Source organism: Isoptericola croceus, from assembly GCF_029382255.1.
Classification (GTDB): Bacteria; Actinomycetota; Actinomycetes; order Actinomycetales; family Cellulomonadaceae; genus Isoptericola; species Isoptericola croceus.
Window position 1 is genome coordinate 1 of sequence record NZ_JARLLG010000095.1, and the last position, 291, is coordinate 291.

Here is a 291-nt window from a genome sequence, read left to right on the forward strand (position 1 = left end):
GTCTGTCTTAAGTATACTAAATGTATTGAATCCATCATAGTTCATATAATATATGCCAGCCTTTTCTGTTTGTTCACCAATCGCAGTCATTTCGGTGCACTCTTCATTTACAATTAAATGGAATTTAAAGACTAAGGAATTCTCCAAGACAGTGATGTTTTCCACAAAAGCTCTCATGCTGCCATGTTCTTCTATCTTTTCTCTTTCATCAGAGGCTTCAGCAATAGAAAACCAATACCCACTAATCTGTTCTACATTAAAGTTCCTTTCCATAGAACTAGATTCTTCTGC

1 protein-coding gene is annotated in these 291 nt (G+C 35.4%); it reads right to left on the bottom strand.

Annotated elements, in window-relative coordinates; all coding sequences use genetic code 11:
• Positions 1 to 291 (bottom strand): lipocalin/fatty-acid binding family protein (locus PZC42_RS24405; RefSeq protein WP_277213988.1); only part of this gene is annotated, 291 nt, incomplete at both ends.